Genomic DNA, 18,244 nt, shown 5'->3' with positions numbered 1-18,244 from the left:
ACGGAATCCGTTTACGACTGGGCGCCGACGGCGTCCGGCGCCGCTGCTCGTACGGCGTCCGCGCTCGCGGCGGCGTCATCGCCTGCCGGTGCGGTCTGCCGGTCGGAGGCCAGCGGGTCGGTGAGCTCACCGGTGGACTCGTCGAGCGGCCCCTGCGCCAGCCGCGTCACCATGGGCGGTGACGGCGGCGCGAGGTCGGCCACCTGGCGAAGGCCGGTGAGGACGTCGTCCGGTCGAACAGCGGGCGTCGTGTGCCGAACAACCATTCGAAGTATGGCACAGTCGACATCCGCGTCCTGGGTGGCACGCCGGTCGACCTCGCACGCGACTACCGCGGCGCGAGCGTCGAAACGCCGGCGTCCCTTCTTCGTGAGGCGCTCGACCTCGATCTCCTCGGCCGCCGTGAACGCACGGACGGCCGCGTCGGCGACGTCGGGGACGACGCCGTCGAGGCGCACGAGCCACCGTGATGCCTCCAGGCGGTCCGCCAGAGCCCCGGCCCCCGCCTCGACGACCTCGACGATGTCGAGCCCGTCGGGCAGTACTGCGTCGAGGGCGGCCCGGACCTGCTCCGGATCACGGCGGACGGTGAGCCCGATCTCGAGATACTCCGCCTCACTGGCGACCCCGGTTGCCGCCGCACCCGTGTAAGAGATCTTCGGGTGCGGAGAGAATCCGGCGCTGAATGCCACCGGGATCCCGGCACGCCGTACGGCGCGTTCCACGGCCCGGGAGATGTCTCGGTGGCTGGTGAACCGCATCCTGCCGCGCTTGGCGTACCGCACGCGCAGTCGCTGGGTCACGGGGGCCGGCGCCGGGCCCTCCGGCATGGGTGCCAGGGTTTCGGTCCTTCCTACTCGTGCCAATCCAAAAGTCTCTGTCCTCTAAGAGTACGGGGTCACGGGCGCCGTGTATCCAGCCCCAGCGCCCGGAAGACCGAACGAACGGCCGCTCCGGCGGGTTTCAGGACGTTGACGCGCACCCATCTGGCGGGTGTCAGCACGGTGACACGCCATGCCCAGGCCAGCGCGCGCAGGACCGGCCGCAGGAAGGTGCGCCAGAACCACCGCACGGGCCGTACGAGGAGATGGAACAGCACGATTCCGGCGAGCCGCCAGAGAAAGGCGATGCCGCGGCCCAAAGCGGCCAGCAGCGGCCACGCGGCGCGCCACAGGGCGGCCAGGCCCCGGCCGATCCAGTGCGCGGCGTACGCGAAGGGCAGGAGGACGATCGTCAGGCACCAGGCCAGCGCCCGCCCGATCGGCCGCAGGAGATGGCGGTACACCGCCCGGACCAGCGGCGCCAGGACCTCCTCCGCCACCCAGCGCAGCGGGATGATCACCAGCACGCGCAGCAGCCAGGCGACGGGCCGGATGAGGCACTGGTACAAGAGCCATCCGATCGGCCGCAGGACGTACCGGCCGACGAGCCGCCCGATCAGGGCGACCAGCTCCCACAGCAGCCGGATCGGGACGACGATGATCATCGCGGGGACGGTGAGGCAGCCGGGCGCTTCGTTCACGCCGGTACGACGCGCGCTCGTCCGTTCGCGTTTCGTATCCTGCGTCACGCGATGGCACCGGGCGGCGGCGCGGTCGTACGGCGGACGACGAGTTCGGTCCCCATGACCACGCAGGGCGCGGGCTCGCGCGCGGGGTCGAGGAGCAGGCGCCCCGCCGTGGTGCCCTTCTCGGTGATCGGCTGGCGGACGGTGGTGAGCCCGGCCGGAGCGGCCGCGGGCACGTCGTCGAAGCCGACGACCGACAGCTCCCCTGGAACCTCGATCCCCCGGTGCGCCGCGACGTCCAGGACCGCGAACGCCACCTCGTCCGTCGGCGCCAGGATCGCGGTCGGCCGCGGGATCCGGTCGAGGACGCGCTCCGCGGCCTGCCACGCGAGCTCCCGGTCGTTCGCCGTACGGTCGAGGACGACGTCCTTCCACTCCAGGCCGCCCGCCACACAGGCGTCCCGGTAGCCGGCCAGCCGGGCGCGTCCCGCCCCGAACCGCAGGTCTCCCGGCCGGTCCAGGTCCAGCCAGTCGCGGTCGGTGCGCCCCGGGGCGGGCTGCACGCCCAGCACGGCGACGCGCCGGTGCCCCAGGCCGAGGACGTGCTCGGCCGCCGTGCGCGCGGCGACCCGGTCCTCGATGCCCACGAACGGCACGCCCTCGACGTACGGATAGTCCACGGTGACGACGGGCAGCCGGCGGCGCAGCACCGTCTGGACGAGCGGGTGGCCCTCCGGGGAGAACAGGCAGAAGCCGTCCACCACCGCGTCCGCGATCACCTCCTCGGCCACGTCAGGGGACGGCCAGCCGATGAGGTGGAGCCCGGTCCCGGACTGCTCGGCCACGCTGGCCAGCCCGCGCAGGAAGCCGACGGCGTAGGAGTCGGCGAAGGCGTACGACAGCTCCTCGGTGAAGATCACTCCGATCACGCCGGCCCGGCCCCGGCGGAGCGTACGGGCCGCCGGGTGCGGGCCGGGGTAGCCGAGCTCCCCCGCCACCTCGAGGATTCGCCGGCGCAGCTCCTCGTTCAGCTGATCGGGCCGCGAGAAGGCGTTGGACACCGTCGTACGTGAGACGCCGACCCGATCGGCGATCGTCTGCAGTGTGACGCGTTGCACGAGATGCCACCTTAGTTCTGAATTGATTAAGAAGGGGACACGACGTACTCTTGAGGAGGTAACTGAATCGATAAAGATGAACCAGGAAGGGAAGCCATGACTCCGCTGCAGGTCGTCACGTTCATCTCGGCGCAGGAGAAGATGCGCACGCACGCGCAGTCGGCCCTGCCCGACGCCCCCAGGGTCCCCTACGTCCCCGAGGAGCCCCGCACGCCGGTCGTCCGCACCGCCCTCGCGGCGCTGCTCCGGCGCACGGCCGACCGCGTCGACCCCTGCCTGGAGCCGTCGGTGGGATGACGGTGACCAGTGAGCGCGTCCCGCCGACACCGGCGGACGCCGACCCCGCGCGATCCGGCGGGCCCCCTCGGGCCCGCCGGATCTTTTTACGCTCACGCGGCCTTACCGCAGGCTTCGGCCGCGACCCCGGCGATCCGCCGCCCTCTCCGGGTAAGGTGGCGGCGTAAGCGTACGCCGTACTCCTACGCGGGAGATGTCATGGGCTTCAGCACCGACAGCGACGTCACCGACTTCCTGACCGACTACATCACGGCCCTGGGCCTGTCCGACCAGGACCCGGGAGAGATCCTCGACCGCTACTTCGTGCCGGACTTCGAGTACGTCACCGAGGAGGCGGTGCTGGACCGGCAACGGATGATCGACCACGCGCGCCCGGCGCGCAGGAACGTCGGCGGGGCGGAGAGGCCGTCCCTCGAGGTCGACGTGCACGACGCCCTCGTCTCCGGCGACCGGATCGCCGCCCGCTACACCCTGCGGACGACGCTGCGCCGGGGGAAGACCTTCGAGGCGGAGATCTTCATGTTCGGCAGGCTGGCGCACGACGGGCGCATCCGCCGGATCGAGCAGATCAGCAGACCGCCGGCCGCCGGATCCTGATCCTCGCGCCCGGCGGGCGAACACCCTCAGACGACGGTCAGCGGCAGGAGCTTCTTACCGGTCGGGCCGATCTGGATCTCGGTGTCCATGGTCGGGCAGACGCCGCAGTCGTAGCACGGCGTCCAGCGGCAGTCCTCGACCTCGGTCTCGTCGAGGGCGTCCTGCCAGTCCTGCCACAGCCACTCACGGTCGAGGCCGGCGTCGAGGTGGTCCCAGGGCAGCACCTCGACCTCGTCACGCTCCCGGACGGTGTACCAGTCGAGGTCCACCGGCTCGTCGGACAGCGCCTTGTCCGCGCAGGCCGTCCAGCGTTCGAAGGAGAAGTGCTCGCTCCACCCGTCGAACCGGCCGCCGTCCTCCCAGACGGCCTGGATGATCTTTCCGACACGCCGGTCACCGCGCGACAACAGTCCCTCGATGATCGACGGCTGGCCGTCGTGGTAGCGCAGGCCGATGGCGCGGCCGTACTCCTTGTCGCGCCGCAGCGCGTCCTTCAGCGCCCGCAGGCGCCGGTCGACCGTCTCATGGTCGCACTGGGCCGCCCACTGGAACGGCGTGTGCGGCTTCGGCACGAACCCGCCGATGGAGACGGTGCAGCGGATGTCGCGGCGGCCGGTGGCCTGCCGGCCCGCCTGGATGACGCGCCTGGCCATGTCGGCGATCGCGAGGACGTCCTCGTCCTCCTCGGTGGGCAGCCCGCACATGAAGTACAGCTTGACCTGCCGCCAGCCGTTCTCGTACGCCGTGGTGACGGTGCGGATCAGGTCGTCCTCGCTGACCATCTTGTTGATGACCTTGCGCATCCGCTCCGACCCGCCCTCGGGGGCGAACGTCAGCCCGGACCGGCGGCCGCCGCGGGAGAACTCGTTGGCGAGGGTGATGTTGAAGGCGTCGACGCGGGTCGACGGCAGCGACAGTGACGTGTTGGTGCCTTCGTACCGGTCACCGAGGCCCTTGGCGATGTCGGCGATCTCGGAGTGGTCGGCGCTGGACAGGCTCAGCAGGCCGACCTCCTGGAAGCCTGACTCCTTCAGCCCGTTCTCGACCATCGCGCCGATCGTCGTGATCGACCGCTCGCGCACCGGCCGGGTGATCATGCCCGCCTGGCAGAAGCGGCAGCCGCGCGTGCAGCCGCGGAAGATCTCGACGCTGTACCGCTCGTGCACCGTCTCGGCCAGCGGCACGAGGGGCTTTTTCGGGTACGGCCACTGGTCGAGGTCCATGACCGTGTGCTTGGCCACCCGCCACGGCACGCCGGGGCGGTTCGGCGCGACGCGCTGGATCCGGCCGTCCGGCAGGTAGCTCACGTCGTAGAACTTCGGGACGTAGACGCCACCGGACCTCGCGAGCCGCATCAGCAGCTCGTCCCGGCCGCCGGGCCGCCCTTCGCCCTTCCACTCGCGGATCACCTCGGTGATCGCCAGGACGATCTCCTCGCCGTCGCCCAGCACGGCCGCGTCGAGGAAGTCGGCGATCGGCTCGGGGTTGAAGGCCGCGTGCCCGCCGGCCAGCACGATCGGGTGCTCGTCGGACCGCTCCGTCGCGCGCAGCGGAATCCCCGCCAGGTCCAGGGCGGTGAGCATGTTGGTGTAGCCCAGCTCGGTGGAGAAGCTGACGCCGAGCACGTCGAACGCCCCGACCGGCCGGTGCGCGTCCACCGTGAACTGCGGGACGCCGTGCTCGCGCATCAGCGCCTCGAGGTCCGGCCAGACGCTGTAGGTGCGCTCGGCCAGCACGCCCTCGCGCTCGTTCAGCACCTCGTACAGGATCTGCACGCCCTGGTTGGGCTGGCCCACCTCGTACGCGTCCGGGTACATCAGCGCCCAGCGCACGTCACAGGAGTCCCAGTCCTTGACGGAGGAGTTCAGCTCCCCGCCGACGTACTGAATCGGCTTCTGCACCCTGGGGAGCAGCGGCTCCAGCCGGGCGAACAGCGACTCGACGGCCATGACGGAACGCCTCCGAAGACGAATATGGGATCCCCCTCACCCTACCGGCGCGAGCCCCTCCCCCCGACCGCTCACCCGCCTCTCAGACTTTCTGGATCAAGGGCGGGAATGCCGCCTCCGAGGCCGCGACGAGCGTTTCGATGTCCACCGGATCACTTGTCAGGATCATGGCCGCCTCCTGTTCGAGCGCCGTGGCCACGACGAGAGCGTCGACGGCGTCGCTGGTGCCGGTGCGGCCCAGCAGCTCACCGGCGCGCTTGGCGATCCTCTCGGACGGCGACTGGATGACGCAGCCCTTCAGGAAGCGCGCCAGCACGGCTTGCCGAGGGCCGCTTCTCCAGACTTGCGCCAGCACCGGGGTGCTGACGATGAGGACACGTCCGCCTCGACCTCTCTTCTCCAGCGACCAGGCGGCCTTGCTGCGCGCCTCGGCGCTGATGAGGACTCCGGCATCGAGCACTTTCAGCTCGCCGCCCTCTTCATCTTGCGCTGATGCGCTTCTGCGGCCTGCCAGATCCGCTCCGCCTCGATGAGCTCCTCCGGCGTGAACGGCCCTTCCTCCTCCTCGAACCACTGGACGGCCTCTTCACCGGCGCGCTGACGGGCGAGAGCGGCGAGGAAGTCGGCGATGACGGCGGAGACCGAGGTGCCTTCCTCCTCGGCCTGGCGCTTGACCATCTCCGCGAGTTCCTCGGGCAGGGTGATGGACAGTTTCCTCATCGCCATGTCGTCGATCCTACTCGAGTAGGATCGCCCCACCCAGGCGAAATACGTCGGCCGCGCGGGCGCGGCCTCTATGGTTGCGAGCACGCTCCGTACAGTAGTGACTACTCTCGAACGTAGCCACTCATTTACGTAAAGTGACGGGCGCGCGTCGTACGGGGCGGCGCCGGGCTCAGCCGATGTACCAGTCGAGCATCGCCCGCCGCAGGATCGCCGCCGTCCTCGGCATGGGATCGCCGCGCTGCGCCTCATCGAGCGTCCGGAGATAGCCCTCCAGCAGCTCGGCCTCCGCGGGCTCCAGGAGCGCGCGAGGGTCCTCCACAGGCGCGGGGCGTCCCGCCTCGGCGAGCTCCCACAGGCGCTCGGCGCTCCGGTCCAGCTCCAGCCGCCGTCCCGCGCCGACGATCGCGCCGACGCGCTGATCGTCGGCCCAGAGGCCCTCGATCGCCTCGACGATCGCCTCCGGCCGTGCCGGCAGCGGCACCGCCAGTCCCTCCCAGACCAGGTGACGGCCGGCGTCGGCCTCCCAGGGCACATCGGAGGGCAGCAGGGCGGGTACGGCGCCGGCGGCGATCGTCTCCGCGACCGTGGCACCGCTCGGCCTGGTGATCACGAGTCGCGCCTTGGTCATCAGGTCGGACAGGTCCGTCGCGCCGTGGATGATCTCGATGTTCGACGGAGTGGTCCGCGGTGGTGAGTCGGCGGGCTCCCGGCCGGCGCACACCACGACGCGTACGTCGGGGAGCCGCCGTTGCAGGGCCGAGCACATCGCGACCACGTCGTCGAGGGGGATGAAGGGGCGGGCGCCGACCGCGGCGACGATCAGGTTCCGCTCCGCCGCGGGTGGCCCGGGACGCCGGAAGCCGGACCGGACCGGCATGCCGATCGCCCGCTGCCGGGCCCGGTCGGCCGGCGGCAGGATCAGCTTGGGGAACACGCCGGTGTAGATGTCGATGCGCGGGTGGGCGAGGGCGGGGAACTCGTAGAAGTCGGTGTTCACCGCGATGATCGGGCCGTCGAAGCCGTCCCGCCGGGCGAGTTCGGCGAAGAAGTAGGCCGCCCACGGGTGGACGCCGATCAGAACGTCGACGTCCGGGAGCGACAGGCCCGGCAGCATGTCCAGGGCCATCTCCGGTTCGAGCTGCGGGTGTTCGATCACGGGTGGCAGGCCGGGCAGACGCCGGCCGGCGTACTCGCGGAACATCCGGAACAGCACGTCCCTGGCGACGACCGAGTCCTCGGGCCACAGTGCGAACTCCTCGCACGTGTGGCCCCGTGCGACGCCCTCTTCGGCGATCGCCAGGCTCACCGACTTGTGGCCGGAGTCTCCGACGTCGGAGGCGTAGGCCATGCGCATCCAGATCAACCCCTTTCTCGGCGACGACTACTCATAGACGCGGGCGTGCATGCGGAACAGCTCGGCGTACTTCCCTCCCGCCGCGAGGAGGTCGGCGTGCCGGCCGGTCTCGGCCACACGCCCCTGGTCCAGGACGACGATCAGGTCGGCCCTGTGGACCGTCGAGAATCGGTGCGAGACGAACAGCGTGATCGCGCCCCGGCGTTCGGCCGCCCGGCGCGCCGACTCCCGGTACCGCTCGAAGATCGCGCTCTCCGCGGCGGCGTCCAGGGCGGCGGTGGGCTCGTCCATCACCAGCAGCAGCGGCTCCGTCCGCATGAGGCTTCGCGCGAGCGCGACCGACTGCCACTGGCCTCCCGACAGTTCGGTGCCGTCCCCGTACGCGGTGCCGACGAGACCGGACAGTCCCTCGGGCGGCTTCGTCGCGACCCTGCCCGCCCCGGCGCGCTCCAGCGCGCCGAGCACGGCGGCGTCATCCCCGGACCGTCCGAGGTCGCCCACTCCCACGCTCTCCCGCAGCGTCAGCTGGAACCGGGAGAAGTCCTGGTACATCACGGCGAGGTTCCGGCGCCAGGCGTCGGGCGCCACGTCGCTCAGGGGCACCCCGTCCACGAGGATCGAGCCGGCTGTGGGTTCGTACAGGCCGCACAGCAGCTTCACCAGCGTGCTCTTGCCCGCGCCGTTCTCCCCGACGACGACCACGGTGGCGCCCGCCGGCAGGTCGAGCGTGACGTCCCGCAGCACGGGCGGTCGCCCGGCGGAGTAGCGGAAGCCGACGCCTTCGAGACGGATGCCGCGCTCCAGCCGGTCCGGGACGGCGCGCGCCGCGCCGGCGGGCTCGGCGACGTCGTCCGAGCGCAGGCGGTCGAGCCGTCTGGCCGTCCGCCCCGCCGTCTGCAGTGTGGACAGCAGGCTCAGGGCCTCGGACACCTGGGCGCTGACCTGGACGGCCAGGGTGATGATGAGGACCACGTCGCCCAGCCGCGCGTGATCGCGCGCGGCGTACGTCGCCACCAGGAGGACCGCCCCGCCGTAGGCCACTCCGAACACCGTCTGACCGGCGGCCCGGAGGGCGGCGGCGCGCCGGTGCGCGCGCCAGGACGCCGCCGTGATCTGCGACCAGAGGGCCGCCTGCAATCCGGCCAGTTCCCTCTCGGCGCGGTACAGCCGCAGCTCCTTGACCGAGCCGGCCGAGGTGGCCAGCCGCAGGAGGTGGTTGACCAGGCGGGTCCGCTCCGCCTCGGCCTCCTGTGCCCGGTCGATGACCCGCTGGGCGCGCCGGCCGGCGATCACCGGGGGCAGCGCCGCGGCGAGCAGCAGGATCAGCAGGGGGCTCACCCGGGCGAGGATCACCGTGGCGACGGCGGTCTGCAGGAGGACGCCCCCGAGTTGCAGCACGGCCGCCAGGGCCATCCTGATGTTCATCAGGTCCTCGCGCACCAGCCGCAGCGTGTCGGCGAAGTCCGGGCTGTCGAACCGGCGCAGCCCGTCCGGCCGCCCGGCCAGCTCGATCAGCGTGGAGTTGAGGGTCTCCTCCTCCATCTCGCCCAGCTCGAAGTACGACAGGTGGGCGAAGTGGGCCATCATCAGCTCGAAGACGAGCAGGACCGCGGCCGCCAGCGCGGCCCAGAGCGCCCGCGGGTCGTGGGCGACGGCCCGGTCGGTGAGGACCTTCAGGCAGACCGCGATCAGGGGGGTCGCCACGTAGCCGACGAGCATGAGCAGGGCGGCCCGCACGAGGCGGCCGCGATCGGTCCGCCACGCCAGCGTCAGCAGCAGGCGCACGGCGCGGCGGATGTCGCTCATCGCGCGAACCTCTCGGCCTGCAGCGCGAACAGCTTCGCGTACCGACCGCCGAGACCGACGAGCCCGTCATGGTCACCGGACTCGACGACGCGGCCGCCGTCGAGCACGACGATCCGGTCGGCGTGGCGGACGGTGGAGAAGCGATGCGCGACGAGCACGGTGGTCAGTCCCTCGGTCAGTTCGAGGAACCGGTCGAAGAAGCGGGTCTCGGCGCGGACGTCGAAGTGGGCCGTCGGCTCGTCCATCACGAGGACCGACGCGCCGGCGTGGACCGCGTACAGCGCCCTGGCCAGCGCGATGCGCTGCCACTGGCCGCCGGACAGGTCCTGTCCGCCGCGGTACCGGGACGACAACGGCGTGTCCAGGCCGGCGGGCAGCCTCTCGATCAGGTCGAGCGCGCCCGCCCGTTCGGCCGCGTCGAGCAGCGCCGTGTCGTCGCGGGGCAGGTCGGGCGCGCCCATGCGGATGTTGTCGGCGGCGGTGAGGTCGTACCGCAGGAAGTCCTGGAAGATGACGGCGAGCCGGCGCCGCCACGCGCGGACGTCGAGGTCGCGCAGGTCGCGCCCGTCGACCGTGACCCGGCCGCGCTGCGGGTCGTGGAGCCGGGCGAGCAGCTTGATCAGCGTGGTCTTGCCCGCGCCGTTGAACCCGACGATCGCGGTGGAGCGGCCCGCCGTGATCTCGAGGTCGCAGCCGTCGAGGACGGGAACGGGCGCCTCGTCGTAGGCGAAGACGACGCGCTCGAAGGCGATCGAGCGGCGCGGCGCGGCGACCTCTCCGCGCGTGACCTCGGGAGGGGATGCGGGGCCCACCGCGTACCGTTCGAACTCCAGGATCGCCCGCTGGGTCTCGAAACCGTGCTGGGTCTTGATGTCGCTCTCGGGAAAGAACACCCCGAAGCGCATGGCCACGAGCAGGCACTGAACGGCGATGGACAGGGCCCGCAGGTCCACCCGGCCCGCCACGGCCGCGCGCTCCAGCAGCACCATGGTCAGTCCGCCGCCGGCCAGCGCGATCAGGGAGTACCCCACGAAGGGTCGGAAGTAGATGCGGCGGCGCCGGGACCACATCGGAGCGAGGTAGGCCCGCGAGTCGGCGCGATGGCGCGCGCGCAGCCACGGCAGCAGTCCCAGGACGCGCAGCTCTTTGGCGTCCGCGGCGCCGAGACCCACGTCGAGCAGGTAGTTGATCTTCCGGCGCGCTCCGGCCATGCCGGTCCAGGCGGTCGCGAACCGGGCGAGGGATCCGCGCTGGGCGACGCGGACGATCAGCGCGGTCGCGGCGGCGACGAGACCGGCCACCGGGCTCAGCTCGACACCGACGAGGATGACCGCGCCGAGGAGTTGCACGTAGCGGGTGACCAGCGCGATGGCCCCGGCCACCGCGGCGCCCGGCGTCGGCGCCGCGCCCTCGAACGCGGCGTTGACGTCGCCGAGCCGGTCCATGACCTCCGGCCGTTGCAGGGCGGTCATGGGGGTGTCCGCGACGGCCGAGGTGACGACGCGGTTCAGGCAGCGCTCGTCGACCCGGCGGGTCACCAGCTCGGCGAGCGCGGCCTGGAACGGGGCGAGCACCTGCTGCGCCAGCAGGGCGGCCATCGCCAGGCCCGCCGGGGCGATCCACGCGTGCGGGTGCGCCGAGTCCGGGAGCGCGGCCAGCATGGAGCTCGTGCAGAAGATGAACGCGATCGGCAGCAGGCCGGTGACGAGGCTGTGCGCGATGGCCGCCGCCGCGGGCCCGAACCCGGCGTGGGGTACGAGCCGGGCGATGGCCGGCCATCGACGCGTCACAGGCGGGCGCCCCCGTGTCGGTGGACCGGCGCGCTCCCCGGCCGGGAGGGCACGTCGGCCGTGCCGGCCGCCCTTCCGTCGCGCATCATGACCACCCTCTTTGGGAGCGCTCCCATGGTAGGAGCCGTTCGAGGACACGCGCCACCCCATCGGGATCATCCGGCCCGATGACCAGGTCCGCCGCCGCCCGTACGGCGGAGGGCGCGTCACCCGCCGCGACCGCGCGTCCGGCGAAGGCGAGCATGGACAGGTCGTTGTGGGCGTCCCCGATCGCCATGACCTGATGGGCGGCGACACCGAGGCGTCGGGACAGCGATTCCAGCGCCGCGCCCTTGCTCACACCGCGCGCGAGGATCTCGAGGATGGGCCCGGTCGACCAGGTCAGGGTCAGGCCGGCGGCCGCCCGGCGACCGGCGCGCACCCGCGCGGCGAGCTCGGCGGGGCCGAGGACGGGATGGCGGGCCAGCAGCTTGCCGACGGGCCGGTTCAGGAGGTCGGCCGGATCCCCGACCTCGACCGGCGGTTCGACGAAGGGCGTGTTCCAGCGGGTCTCATGGCCGATCCCGTCGCTGTCCTCCCACGCGAACACGACGTCCGGGATCGACGCCCGCACCTGGGCGAGCACCTGGCGCGCGCCGGCCGCGGACAGGAACGACCGCCGGACCGCGGCCCCCGCGCGGAGGTCGTAGACCTCGGCGCCGTTGGCGCACACCGCCAGGTCGTGCACCCCGAGCCCCGCGGTGAGGCGCCTGGCCTGCCGTCCCGGACGTCCGGTGGCCACGACGACGTGGATCCCGGCGTCGAGGACACCTCGCAGTGCCGCGCGCAGGCGGGCCGACGGCGCCGGGGCCGGCGCCGCCGGGTCACGGGCGTGCGGCAGCAGAGTGCCGTCCAGGTCCGCCGCGATCAGGCGGATCCCGCAGCTCACAAGGCGCCCCGGCGCCGCAGCACGGCCGGCGCCGTACGGAGGAGGATGCCCACGTCCCGGGCGAGCCGCCACCCGTCGATGTAGGCGAGGTCCAGGCGTACGCAGTCGTCGAAGCCCAGCTCGGATCGTCCGCTGACCTGCCACGCCCCGGTCATGCCGGGCCGGACCTCCAGCCTCCGCAGCTGCCACGGCGCATAGGCCCGTACCTCCGACGCGAGGGCCGGGCGCGGGCCCACCAGGCTCATCTCGCCGCGGAGAACGTTCCAGAGCTGCGGTAGCTCGTCCAGCGACCAGCGCCTCAGGAAGGCGCCGACCCGGGTGATGCGCGGGTCGTCCTGGAACTTGTAGAACCGCTCGTCGGTACCGCCCCGTGCCAGCAGCTCCGCCACCATCCGGTCCGCCCCGTCGACCATGGTCCGCAGCTTCAGCATCGTGAACGGGCGGCGTCCCCGGCCCACCCGCTCCTGCCGGAACAGGACCGGCCCGGGGGACGACCACTTGATCGCGATGGCGAGGGCGCCCAGCAGCGGGGCGGACATCACCATGGCGAGCGCGCCCACGAGGAGGTCGACGGCGCGTTTGGCCCGGCCGTTCGGACCGGTCATCGCGTCAGGTCCGCGTAGCAGTGCCGCACGGTCATGACGATCTTCTCGGCCTCCTCCACCGTGAGCTCCGAGGACATCGGCAGTGCGAGCGCCTCGGCGTCGAGCCGCTCGGTGACGGGCAACCGCTCGCCGTTTCCGAAGGCGGCCAGGTGCGCCGCCCGGAAGTAGGGCTTCGTGTGCACGCCGCGCTCCAGCAGCGCGCGTTCCAGCGCCGGACGGCCCGGCGGGTCCGGGATCCGGACGACCCAATGGACGTAACAGTTCAGGTCGTCCGGGTCGGTCTCCTGCGGCCGGAGCCCGGGGAGGCCGGACAGACCGTCACGGTAGATCTCGGCGACCCGGTTGCGGCGCCGTACCAGGTCCTCGAGCACCTGGAGCTGGTCCAGGGCGTAGATCGCGTGCAGTTCGTGCATCAGCTCCGAACGCCACCACGCCGACCGGTCCGCGAGCATCCTCTCGGCGGCGTCCGCCGGGAGCACGGCGGCGCCGCCCGCCCCGCCGGCGGACAGGACCTTGGCGAAGCTCATCGAGTACGAGTGGCCGTCCGCCTGCGACGCCACGGGGCGGCCCCGGTAGCGGCTGCCGAGCGCCGCCGCGGAGTCCGCGACGAGAACGGCGCCGTGCTCCGCGCAGACGCTCGACAGCTCCTCATAGCGGCAGGGGTTCCCGAACGTGTCGACGCAGACGACCACGCGGGCCGGCTCCTCGCTCAGGGCGGCGCGCAGGGCCTCGGGATCGAGCGTCCACCCTCGCTCGTCCACGTCGATGAAGCGCAGCCGGTACCCGAGTTGAAGCAGCACCTCCGCGGTGGCCGGGAAGGTGAACGAGGGCAGCACCGCGGCCTCGCCCGGCGCCGCCGGGCCGGCGACCGCCGCGATCACCAGGCGCAGGGCGGACGTCCCGGAGGTGGTCACGAGGAGGGTCCGGCCGGCCGGGACGTCGAGTTCCTTGGCCAGCCGCTCGCGCAGTTCCTCCGACCAGCGGTTGCCGTGCTTGATCTCGCCGGTCCACAGGCACTGCTGCTGGCGGGCGGCGACCTCGTCCGGGAGGGCCGCGCGAGGAGGGATCACCACCGGGACCGGCGGATCGAACGAGGGCGTGCCGTCCCGGCGGAGGGACGTGACGATCTCTTCGAGGCACGGCCGCAGCTCTCCCACCCGGTGACCCGCGGCCGCGAGGGCCGAGACGTCGACGACCCCGCAGGTGTCGTCGGCGGGCGGCGGAACGGGCCGGATCGGCGACTCCGAACCGCACAGGTCCCGGACCTCCTCGGCGACGGAGACCAGGGAGGTGGCCGGCGCGCCGACGTTGTAGATCCCGGGCCCGACGCCCTCCTCGATGATCCGGCCGAGGTCGCGCACCGGCACGAAGCTGCGGACGGTGTCGGTGACCGGCAGGGGGTGACCGGCCAGCGCCTTCCTCGTGATCCTGGCGACGAACCGGTCCTGGCCGACCCCGACCACGTTGGCGAGGCGCAGGACGGTCAGCCGCCCGGCGTCGACGGCGTCCCGTACCAGGCGTTCCTGCGCCAGTTTCGACATGCCGTAGATCCACCGCCCCGTCGGGTCGGCCTCGGCCATGCGGCGGCCCAGCGGCGCGACCCGCCACAGGGGGCAGGCCTCACGGGCCGCCAGGAGCGCGTCGTCGCACCATCCGCCGAGCTCCTCCCCGGTCCACGGGAGCACGGGGGCGGTGTCCTCGCGCAGCGGCGCCTCCGCGCTGCCGTAGACCTCCACCGAGGACAGCAGCACGACGTCGTGCCCGGCCAGCGCCGGCAGGATCCGCGCGGTCGACACGGCGTTGCCCACGGGCAGCAGCCACGGCCATCGGGGACGCGGATCGCTCATGCCGAGCGAGACGACCACGGTCCCGTCCGGGAGCCGTGGCGGCTCGTCGGTGAGGGCGTCGACGGCCAGCCACCGGGCTCCCGCCGTCACCAGCCGATCCGGCGGCGGACGGCGATCGACCACGGTCACCTCATGGCCGGCGGTCAGCAGCGACTCGCTGATCCTGCCCCCGATGAAGCCGGACCCTCCCAGAACAACGAACGTCTCCATCTATCCCTCATCACCGTCGGAGGTCGGACGACGGCCCGTCGCCAGCAGCTGCTTGCCGGCGTCGGCCATGGCCGGGTCGGCGAGCAACTCGCGTTCGAGGGCCAGGTGCGCGTCCCAATCACGTTGAAGTTCCTCGGTCAGCCGGCCGACGCCCAGCGGTGCGGCCGTCACGAGCAGGCCGTGCACCTCCACGTCGGTCAGGCCGGCGTCCTCGAACGCCCGCCGCAGCCGGGCGGCGTCGAAGAGGTGCATGTCGGCGTGCTGACCGTCGACCCGCCATACGCCCATCCGTGTGCGCAGGCGCTCCGTCGCCTCGGTCGGCCTGCCGTCCCGCAGCAGTTCGAGGACCAGGCCCATGAGGGAGTCGACGAGCACGACCACCCGGCCGCCCGGCCGCACCCACCGGGCGAACCGGCGCACCGTCGCCTCCGGGTCCGCGGTGTACTGCAGCGAGCCGAGGGCCATCACCATGGCGGCCGAGCCCTCCGCGAGCTCGGCCGTCTCCATGGAGCCTTCGACGAGGGTGAACCCCGGGCGGTCGGCTCGTCTCAGCTCCGCGAGCATGCCGGGCGACTGCTCGATCCCGATCACCGTGTGGCCCGCCCCGACGAGGCGCTCCACCCAGCGGCCCACGCCGCATCCCGCGTCCACGATCGGCCCGCGGCCGGGCAGCACGCGCCGCACGCGTTCCCACGCGAGCGTGTCGTACGCGCGCCGGTGCGGCACCTCGAAGTGCTCTTGGTACGTCGGCGCGAGCGCGCTGTAGAGGGCCTGGCTCGGCCGCATTCAGGTGTCCCTTCCGAGGTGGCGGCGCCCCGCTCGCCACATCAGGTCGTTCACGTAGGTGGTCGGCCGCCAGCGGAGGTTCAGGCTGTAGTTGCTGCCGCAGCCCACGCACTCCTTGCGGAACAGCCGCGCGTGCTCCTCGCGGTACTCCTCGGACTCGATCACCTCGGAGATCCGCCGTTCCCGCACGTTGAAGGTCGGGTCGTGACCCCAGCAGCCCCCGATCTCCCCCCTGGAGTGGATCATCAGCTTGAGCTGCGACTCCGCGCAGGGAATGTCGCGTTGCACGATGTCCGAGAAATGCCGGGGGATGTATGACATGTCCGAGTAACGCGGGAGCCAGCGCCCGTCCGAGCGCATCACCTCTTCCAGGCGCCCGAGGGCCTCGGTGATCTCGTCGGCGTCGACCTGCTTGAGCTCGGTGACCTTCGGGGCCCGGAACAGGAAGGTCTGGTCCGTCGCGAGGTTGAGGTAGAGCCGGACGCGGAGTTCCTGCGCCAGCCGGGCGATGTCGGGCAGGTACTCGACGTTCTCCCGCATCACGGTGAAGTTCATCCGGACCTTGAGCCCGTACCGTTCCCGCTGGTCGATGACCCCGCGGAGGTGCTCCATCGTGGTTTGGAACGCGCCAAGACGGCCCCTGATGCGATCGTGGACAAGGCCGTTGGGCCCGTCCACGGAGATGTTGAAGCTCCGGACCCCCGCGTCGAGGACCTTGGTGAGCATGGCCGGCGTGAGCCTGATGCCGTTCGTGTTCAGGTGCAGGTGCTTTATGCCCTGCTCATGGGCGTACGCCATGATCTCCAGCGCGTCCGGCCGGATGAGCGGTTCTCCCCCGGTGAAGTTGGCCTTCAGGATCCGCAGCCGGACGAGCTGCCGCAGGACGTCCTTCCACTCGTCGGTGGTCAGCTCGCCCTTGGTGTTGTCCAGCCAGCAGCTGCAGCTGACGCACCGCAGGTTGCAGTTCTCCGTCAGGAAGAGCTCGGAGACGAGCGGCCGGACGCCGAGCCGGGGGGCGACGCGTTGCTTGACGGCGAGCTGGGCGAAGAACTTGGCCAGGCGCACGTTCTCGTGGATCTTCATGGAACCCTCCTGGCGGCCACGTGGATGTTGGCCGATTTGAAGATCACGCCATCGAGGTAGATGAGCCTCTCGAGCAGCGCCCGCAGCCGGCCGCCGGTCAGTAGCGCGGGCGCGTGGAGCCAGCGCCAGAAGAGGTTGGCGCCCTCGACGGCCGTGGGTTCGAAGCCGCTCCCGCGGAGCAGGCCGATGAGGTCCGCGGGCCGGTAGTTGGTGTGCTCGTGCTTGCCGACCGACATGTCGCCGCGCAGGTCGTCGCTGAGGTCGACGAACCGCTCCCGGTAGACCCGGCGTCCGAATCTGGCCGTGTAGACGAACCGGTGCAGCCGCGGGAAACGGAACTTCGCGTTGTCCGGATCGAGGAAGGAGAAGATGTGCCGCCGCGGCACGGTGAGGACGAGGAGGCCGCCGGGCGACAGCACGCGGTGCACCTCGTCGAGGAAGCGGGACTCGTCCGGCACGTGCTCCAGGACGTCGAGGAGCGACACCGAGTCGAACTCACCCGTGTCGAAGGGGAGCTCTCCCGCGATCGTCAGCCGGTGCAGGCGCAGGTTCCCGTTCCGGTGCCGCGCCACCTCCAGGTAGCCGGGATGCGGGTCGGCGCCGGAGCATTCCAGCCTGGTGGTCGTCTGAAGCGTCGACAGGAAGTACCCGTCGCCGCATCCCACGTCCAGATGCCGTCCGTCGCGCTGCGCGAGCCGCTGCCAGGAGAAGGCGTACCGGCGCAGCGGATGCCGCGCGAACGGATTCTGATCAACGATCATGGGCGTCCCCACAGAGCCTCGCGGACAGCGAGGTCATGACCTCGACGATGTGTTCGGGCGTCGCCGCGGGTGGCAGGGGACGCTCCTTCAGCAGCCACGCCTGCCGCTCACCGTGGCGGGCGACCTCGCGGGGCAGGTCCCGTACGTCCCACACGGCCACGACTGGGCCGAAGCGCTCCTCCTGCCGGAGGTAGGCGACCTGGTGGTCGTTTCCCATCTCACCGAGGGCGGACGTACGGGCGACGGCGATCGGCACCCTTCCCGACCGCTGGACCAGCCGTACCGTGTTGCCCGCGTGCGTGATGATCACGTCGGCCTCGTCCATCCGCTTCCCGAGGTCGTCGGCGGGGAGGAACGGCTCGTGCGGGCACGGCGGCCGCAGCGACGACGTGCCCGTCTGGGCGAAGACCTCGTGGTCGGAGCACAACGGCGCGATCGCGCCGATCAGCCGGTCGAACGGCCAGGGCCCCATCCCGACGGTGACGAGGATCCGCGCCATCAGTACAGCTCGCCGATCAGCACCGCGCGCGGCCGCACGTCCAGCAGCGAGGGCCGTTGGACCAGCACCGCGGCCGCGAGCCGGGAACAGAGCCTGCTGGCGATGCCCGGGGAGTCGACGATGTTCAGGGTCTCCAGCCAGACGGCGGGAACCCTCCGGAGCCTCGCCGCGAGGAAGACCCCGACCGCCACCCCGGTGCCGGCGGAGACGATGAGATCGGGGCGTTCGCGCCTCAGGACGCGGACCGCGCGTGCGACGGACGCGAGCACGCCGATCGGCCGGCTCGCCGAGCGCTCCGGCGCCCAGTGGACCCGGTGCCCGGCGAGGAGGCTCTCCGTGTCCGGAGCACGCACGGCGATCCACGCGATGTCATGCCCGGAC

19 protein-coding genes are annotated in these 18,244 nt (G+C 71.9%); 2 read left to right on the top strand and 17 right to left on the bottom strand.

Features of this window, described 5'->3' with window-relative positions; all coding sequences use genetic code 11:
• Positions 1-11: 11 nt before the first annotated feature.
• From NDW01_RS40665 to NDW01_RS40655, 3 genes are all read right to left on the bottom strand, one after another.
• The gene (locus tag NDW01_RS40665; RefSeq protein WP_252829877.1) at positions 12-830 is read right to left on the bottom strand and encodes a TIGR03936 family radical SAM-associated protein; all 819 of its coding nucleotides are present in this window, start codon (positions 828-830) and stop codon (positions 12-14) included.
• A gap of 68 nt (positions 831-898) precedes the next feature.
• The gene (locus tag NDW01_RS40660) at positions 899-1,522 is read right to left on the bottom strand and encodes a hypothetical protein (protein WP_252829876.1); all 624 of its coding nucleotides are present in this window, start codon (positions 1,520-1,522) and stop codon (positions 899-901) included.
• A 44-nt stretch (positions 1,523-1,566) separates the two neighbouring features.
• Positions 1,567-2,625 (bottom strand): LacI family DNA-binding transcriptional regulator, encoded by a 1,059-nt coding sequence (locus NDW01_RS40655; protein ID WP_252829875.1) that lies wholly within the window; start codon positions 2,623-2,625, stop codon positions 1,567-1,569.
• A 96-nt stretch (positions 2,626-2,721) separates the two neighbouring features.
• On the opposite strand from NDW01_RS40655, the gene NDW01_RS40650 reads away from it, so the two are divergent.
• Positions 2,722-2,922, top strand: a complete 201-nt coding sequence (locus NDW01_RS40650) for a hypothetical protein (RefSeq protein WP_252829874.1) — start codon at positions 2,722-2,724, stop codon at positions 2,920-2,922.
• 198 nt (positions 2,923-3,120) lie between these two features.
• Positions 3,121-3,519 carry a nuclear transport factor 2 family protein gene (locus tag NDW01_RS40645; protein WP_252829873.1) on the top strand — a complete coding sequence of 133 codons (399 nt, stop codon included), beginning with the start codon at positions 3,121-3,123 and terminating at the stop codon, positions 3,517-3,519.
• A 26-nt stretch (positions 3,520-3,545) separates the two neighbouring features.
• Here the strand turns inward: NDW01_RS40645 and NDW01_RS40640 are convergent, their stop codons facing one another.
• From NDW01_RS40640 to NDW01_RS40575, 14 genes are all read right to left on the bottom strand, one after another.
• Positions 3,546-5,468: a TIGR03960 family B12-binding radical SAM protein gene (locus NDW01_RS40640; protein ID WP_252829872.1), complete on the bottom strand. Its 1,923-nt coding sequence runs from the start codon at positions 5,466-5,468 to the stop codon at positions 3,546-3,548.
• Positions 5,469-5,550: 82 nt separating this feature from the next.
• A complete protein-coding gene (locus tag NDW01_RS40635) occupies positions 5,551-5,928 on the bottom strand; it encodes a type II toxin-antitoxin system VapC family toxin (protein WP_252829871.1) in 378 nt (125 codons plus the stop codon).
• A gap of 2 nt (positions 5,929-5,930) precedes the next feature.
• On the bottom strand, positions 5,931-6,194 hold the full coding sequence (locus NDW01_RS40630; RefSeq protein ID WP_252778788.1) for a DUF6364 family protein: 264 nt from the start codon (positions 6,192-6,194) through the stop codon (positions 5,931-5,933).
• Positions 6,195-6,363: 169 nt separating this feature from the next.
• Positions 6,364-7,548: a hypothetical protein gene (locus tag NDW01_RS40625; RefSeq protein ID WP_252829870.1), complete on the bottom strand. Its 1,185-nt coding sequence runs from the start codon at positions 7,546-7,548 to the stop codon at positions 6,364-6,366.
• Positions 7,549-7,575: 27 nt separating this feature from the next.
• Complete coding sequence (locus NDW01_RS40620) at positions 7,576-9,354, bottom strand: ATP-binding cassette domain-containing protein (RefSeq protein WP_252829869.1); 1,779 nt, start codon at positions 9,352-9,354, stop codon at positions 7,576-7,578.
• Positions 9,351-11,144 (bottom strand): ABC transporter ATP-binding protein, encoded by a 1,794-nt coding sequence (locus NDW01_RS44155; RefSeq protein WP_252829868.1) that lies wholly within the window; start codon positions 11,142-11,144, stop codon positions 9,351-9,353. Before NDW01_RS44155 ends, NDW01_RS40620 begins: the two co-directional genes overlap by 4 nt.
• Before the next feature lie 85 nt (positions 11,145-11,229).
• A complete protein-coding gene (locus tag NDW01_RS40610) occupies positions 11,230-12,072 on the bottom strand; it encodes an HAD-IIB family hydrolase (protein WP_252829867.1) in 843 nt (280 codons plus the stop codon).
• Positions 12,069-12,677 (bottom strand): sugar transferase, encoded by a 609-nt coding sequence (locus tag NDW01_RS40605; RefSeq protein ID WP_252829866.1) that lies wholly within the window; start codon positions 12,675-12,677, stop codon positions 12,069-12,071. Before NDW01_RS40605 ends, NDW01_RS40610 begins: the two co-directional genes overlap by 4 nt.
• On the bottom strand, positions 12,674-14,734 hold the full coding sequence (locus NDW01_RS40600; RefSeq protein WP_252829865.1) for an aminotransferase class I/II-fold pyridoxal phosphate-dependent enzyme: 2,061 nt from the start codon (positions 14,732-14,734) through the stop codon (positions 12,674-12,676). Before NDW01_RS40600 ends, NDW01_RS40605 begins: the two co-directional genes overlap by 4 nt.
• Entirely contained in the window at positions 14,735-15,520 is a 786-nt protein-coding gene (locus tag NDW01_RS40595; RefSeq protein ID WP_252829864.1) for a class I SAM-dependent methyltransferase, read from the bottom strand. It abuts the gene before it with no gap.
• Positions 15,521-16,603, bottom strand: coding sequence for a radical SAM protein (locus tag NDW01_RS40590; RefSeq protein WP_252829863.1), 1,083 nt, complete (start codon positions 16,601-16,603; stop codon positions 15,521-15,523). It lies immediately after the preceding gene.
• The gene (locus NDW01_RS40585; RefSeq protein WP_252829862.1) at positions 16,600-17,364 is read right to left on the bottom strand and encodes a class I SAM-dependent methyltransferase; all 765 of its coding nucleotides are present in this window, start codon (positions 17,362-17,364) and stop codon (positions 16,600-16,602) included. Before NDW01_RS40585 ends, NDW01_RS40590 begins: the two co-directional genes overlap by 4 nt.
• Positions 17,354-17,863: a hypothetical protein gene (locus NDW01_RS40580; protein ID WP_252829861.1), complete on the bottom strand. Its 510-nt coding sequence runs from the start codon at positions 17,861-17,863 to the stop codon at positions 17,354-17,356. Before NDW01_RS40580 ends, NDW01_RS40585 begins: the two co-directional genes overlap by 11 nt.
• Entirely contained in the window at positions 17,863-18,216 is a 354-nt protein-coding gene (locus NDW01_RS40575) for a hypothetical protein (RefSeq protein WP_252829860.1), read from the bottom strand. The genes NDW01_RS40580 and NDW01_RS40575 overlap by 1 nt, the downstream gene beginning before the upstream one ends.
• Between the last annotated feature and the right edge of the window lie 28 nt (positions 18,217-18,244).

It is taken from the genome of Actinoallomurus soli, from assembly GCF_024055715.1.
In the GTDB taxonomy this organism is placed as follows: domain Bacteria; phylum Actinomycetota; class Actinomycetes; order Streptosporangiales; family Streptosporangiaceae; genus Actinoallomurus; species Actinoallomurus soli.
The sequence above is the reverse complement of the archived record's forward strand: the minus strand, read 5'-3'. Positions and strand labels throughout refer to the sequence as shown.

Bases quoted from the DNA above. Each gene is read 5' to 3' on its own strand.
- NDW01_RS40665 (WP_252829877.1), bottom strand. From the start codon at position 830: ATGCCGGAGGGCCCGGCGCCGGCCCCCGTGACCCAGCGACTGCGCGTG.
- NDW01_RS40650 (WP_252829874.1), top strand. From the start codon at position 2,722: ATGACTCCGCTGCAGGTCGTCACGTTCATCTCGGCGCAGGAGAAGATG.
- NDW01_RS40645 (WP_252829873.1), top strand. From the start codon at position 3,121: ATGGGCTTCAGCACCGACAGCGACGTCACCGACTTCCTGACCGACTAC.
- NDW01_RS40640 (WP_252829872.1), bottom strand. From the start codon at position 5,468: ATGGCCGTCGAGTCGCTGTTCGCCCGGCTGGAGCCGCTGCTCCCCAGG.
- NDW01_RS40630 (WP_252778788.1), bottom strand. From the start codon at position 6,194: ATGGCGATGAGGAAACTGTCCATCACCCTGCCCGAGGAACTCGCGGAG.
- NDW01_RS40625 (WP_252829870.1), bottom strand. From the start codon at position 7,548: ATGCGCATGGCCTACGCCTCCGACGTCGGAGACTCCGGCCACAAGTCG.
- NDW01_RS40620 (WP_252829869.1), bottom strand. From the start codon at position 9,354: ATGAGCGACATCCGCCGCGCCGTGCGCCTGCTGCTGACGCTGGCGTGG.
- NDW01_RS40605 (WP_252829866.1), bottom strand. From the start codon at position 12,677: ATGACCGGTCCGAACGGCCGGGCCAAACGCGCCGTCGACCTCCTCGTG.
- NDW01_RS40600 (WP_252829865.1), bottom strand. From the start codon at position 14,734: ATGGAGACGTTCGTTGTTCTGGGAGGGTCCGGCTTCATCGGGGGCAGG.
- NDW01_RS40595 (WP_252829864.1), bottom strand. From the start codon at position 15,520: ATGCGGCCGAGCCAGGCCCTCTACAGCGCGCTCGCGCCGACGTACCAA.
- NDW01_RS40590 (WP_252829863.1), bottom strand. From the start codon at position 16,603: ATGAAGATCCACGAGAACGTGCGCCTGGCCAAGTTCTTCGCCCAGCTC.
- NDW01_RS40585 (WP_252829862.1), bottom strand. From the start codon at position 17,364: ATGATCGTTGATCAGAATCCGTTCGCGCGGCATCCGCTGCGCCGGTAC.
- NDW01_RS40580 (WP_252829861.1), bottom strand. From the start codon at position 17,863: ATGGCGCGGATCCTCGTCACCGTCGGGATGGGGCCCTGGCCGTTCGAC.